Source organism: Novosphingobium sp., from assembly GCF_049240505.1.
Classification (GTDB): domain Bacteria; phylum Pseudomonadota; class Alphaproteobacteria; order Sphingomonadales; family Sphingomonadaceae; genus Novosphingobium.
In genome coordinates this window covers 1-3,042 of the sequence record NZ_JBMLSM010000112.1, presented here as the reverse complement: position 1 = coordinate 3,042, position 3,042 = coordinate 1, and the positions used below count along the sequence as shown (strand labels likewise).

The 3,042-nt window shown below is 60.3% G+C and carries 4 protein-coding genes and 1 other RNA gene; 4 read left to right on the top strand and 1 reads right to left on the bottom strand.

Going from position 1 to position 3,042, the window contains the following annotated elements; genetic code table 11:
• Nucleotides 1-5: 5 nt before the first annotated feature.
• The 4 genes from rnpB to ACOVQ0_RS09560 all read left to right on the top strand — a co-directional run bounded on the left by rnpB (nucleotide 6) and on the right by ACOVQ0_RS09560 (nucleotide 2,272).
• Nucleotides 6-415, top strand: an RNA gene (gene rnpB, locus ACOVQ0_RS09575) — RNase P RNA component class A.
• Nucleotides 416-457: 42 nt separating this feature from the next.
• Entirely contained in the window at nucleotides 458-1,399 is a 942-nt protein-coding gene (locus tag ACOVQ0_RS09570) for a cation diffusion facilitator family transporter (RefSeq protein WP_421883481.1), read from the top strand.
• 301 nt (nucleotides 1,400-1,700) lie between these two features.
• Nucleotides 1,701-1,958, top strand: a complete 258-nt coding sequence (locus ACOVQ0_RS09565) for an antitoxin (RefSeq protein WP_421883478.1) — start codon at nucleotides 1,701-1,703, stop codon at nucleotides 1,956-1,958.
• 11 nt (nucleotides 1,959-1,969) lie between these two features.
• The gene (locus ACOVQ0_RS09560; RefSeq protein WP_421883484.1) at nucleotides 1,970-2,272 is read left to right on the top strand and encodes a type II toxin-antitoxin system RelE/ParE family toxin; all 303 of its coding nucleotides are present in this window, start codon (nucleotides 1,970-1,972) and stop codon (nucleotides 2,270-2,272) included.
• Nucleotides 2,273-2,331: 59 nt separating this feature from the next.
• Here ACOVQ0_RS09560 and clpX read toward each other — a convergent pair.
• Nucleotides 2,332-3,042, bottom strand: a 711-nt coding sequence (clpX, locus tag ACOVQ0_RS09555) for an ATP-dependent protease ATP-binding subunit ClpX (protein WP_421883474.1), incomplete at its 5' end; no start/stop codon positions are given.

The following is a 3,042-nucleotide window of genomic DNA, read 5'->3' as shown; positions in this document are numbered from 1 at the left end:
GCTCGCCAGGGGGCCGGGCAGCCGCGTGATCGCAAGATCCCGAGGAAAGTCCGGGCTCCACGAAACAAGGGTGGCGGGTAACGCCCGCCGGGCCAGAAGCTGCAAAGCCAATGGTCAAGGGAAAGTGCCACAGAGAGCAGACCGCTAGTCCGCAAGGACGAGTAAGGGTGAAAGGGTGCGGTAAAAGCGCACCGCGCGACCGGCAACGGAAGCGGCACGGCAAACCCCACCCGGAGCAAGATCGAATAGGGACTGTGCGCCTTTCGGGGCAGGCCTGTTTCGGGCCAGCAGTCCGGGTTGATTGCTTGAGCGTTCCGGCAACGGTCCGCCTAGAGGAATGGCTGCCAGTGCCGATACGGTCCCGTATGGGATACCGTCGGCGCTACAGAACCCGGCTTACAGGCCCCCTGGCGCAACATCTGTTTCCTACTGCCCCTCAAGGCGTTAGGAAGGGCGCATGTCCGGCGGCCATCATCACCATCACGACCATTCGCATAGTCATGCGCACGGCCACTCTCATGCTCCGGCCAGCTTCGGACGCGCCTTTGCCATCGGGATCGGCCTGAACCTTGCCTTCGTGATCGTCGAGGCTACCTACGGCATCATCTCCGGGTCGATGGCGCTTGTGGCCGATGCCGGACACAATCTGTCCGACGTGCTCGGCCTCGTCATCGCATGGATCGCCAGCGTGCTGACCGCGCGCCCGCCTTCGGCGCGGTTCACATATGGCTTCAAGTCCAGTTCGATCCTTGCCGCGCTGGGTAATGCCGCCTTCCTTCTGGTCGCGCTGGGCGCAATTCTGGTGGAAACCATCCGCCGCCTGTTCGAACCCGAACCGGTGGTTGGCGGAACGGTAATGATCGTTGCCGCCATCGGCATCGTGATAAACACGATCACGGCGCTGATGTTTATGCGCGGTCGCCACCACGACATCAACATTCGCGGCGCCTATCTGCACATGGCGGCAGACGCGGGTGTGTCGGCCGGCGTGGTCGTCGCCGGACTGCTGATCACGCTCACGGGCATGACGTGGATCGATCCTGTCACCAGCCTGCTGATCGTCGGCATCATCGCCTGGGGCACATGGGGCCTGCTCAAGGATTCGCTGCGGATGAGCCTGCTCGGCGTGCCAATGGGCATAGATGAGCGCAAGGTGCGCAGCTTCCTCGAAGGCCTGAACGGGGTGGAAGCGGTCCACGATCTGCACATCTGGCCGATGAGCACCACTGAAACCGCCCTGACCGCGCACCTCGTCATGCCAGGTGGACACCCCGGTGACAGCTTCCTTCACCAGCTGGCGCACGAACTGGAACACGATTTCGATATTGGCCACGCGACCGTTCAGGTCGAAACCATCGACGGCCACGAATGCGTGCTGCTGCACGATCACTCTGTCTGACCTGACCTTGCGGGCATAGCCCATTGGGACATGTGGCTTTGCGAGACGTTCGCGCCCATTTTGCCTCCCGGAGACGTTCCGACCGGGCCTGAATTACCCCTCCGCCCCGGTTCCTCCCCTGACTATCCGGCTATCTCGTTCCCTTCGGCCGGAGTCGCATTCTTGAGGGCGCGCTGCCTGACGGCAAGCGCGCCCTTTTTTGGCTTATTATTGAAAACTTGTGAATTGTCGGCTCCAATCCGCTCGATAGGCACAAACCCACATTTGTGCTAAAACAGGAAATATCATTAGCGAGTATGCCATGAGCCGCCTGACCATCGACATATCCGAGCAGCAGCACAAAAGCTTGAAAGCCTTGGCCGCGTTGCAGGGAAAGACGATCAGGCAATATGCTCTTGAACGACTGTTCCCCGCCGACGCTGACAGCGATCAGGCCTGGAGCGAATTGAAGGCCTTCATAGGCAGGCGTATCGACACCGCCGAAGTGGTTGGCGGGCTGTCCGGTTTAAGTGTCGATGCCATTGTGGAAGACGAACTCGGGCGGGAAGCGGGCGCTTGAATTCCACTTATGTGCTGACAGCACACGCCGAAGCCGATTTGCGCGCCATCCTTCGTTATACACGCAGCCAATGGGGCGCAGTTCAGGCGCGGCATTATGCCCTTCGACTGGAAACCGGTATTGTTGCGCTGGCCAAGAAACGGACATTGGGCCGTGATCTTCGCACATTGCACGATGGCCTGCGCGTCGGGAAGTGCGAACATCACTACATTTTTTGCCAGGATCGCGCGAACAGGCCTGCGTTAATTCTCGCAATCCTTCACGAGCGCATGGACCTGATGGCCCGGCTGGCCGACCGATTGGATGGTTCGTAGAAAAAAAGGGCGGGTGCCACGTGGCCCCGCCCCTTTTTTGATTCAGTCTCGCCGTCAATTTAGGCAGCTTCTTCCTTGCCCTTGTGGACGCGGACGGGTTCCTTGCGGCCTTCGACGACGTCCTTGTCGACAACGACTTCGGCAATGTCCGTTTCGGTCGGCACGTCAAACATGGTGTCGAGCAACAGACCTTCTACGATAGAGCGAAGCCCGCGCGCGCCGGTCTTGCGTTCGATGGCCTTCTTGGCGATCGCTTCAAGCGCGTCGTCGGTGAATGTCAGCGCAACGTCTTCAAGCTCGAACAGCTTGGCATACTGCTTGATCAGCGCGTTCTTCGGCTCGCGCAGGATCTGCACCAGCGCTTCGATATCAAGATCGTTCAGCGTGGCGATCACGGGCAGACGACCGACAAATTCGGGGATCAGCCCGAACTTGAGCAGATCTTCCGGTTCCGCCTTCTGCAGCAGTTCGCCAACCTTGCGCTTGTCAGGATCGGCCACATGCGCGCCGAAACCGATGGAGCGCTTCTGCAGACGATCAGAGATGATCTTTTCAAGACCCGCGAACGCGCCACCACAGATGAACAGGATGTTCGTGGTATCCACCTGCAGGAATTCCTGCTGCGGATGCTTGCGGCCACCCTGCGGCGGGACGGAGGCAGTGGTGCCTTCCATCAGCTTGAGCAGGGCCTGCTGCACGCCTTCGCCCGAAACGTCGCGCGTGATCGAGGGGTTCTCGGCCTTGCGGCTGATCTTGTCGATCTCGTCGAT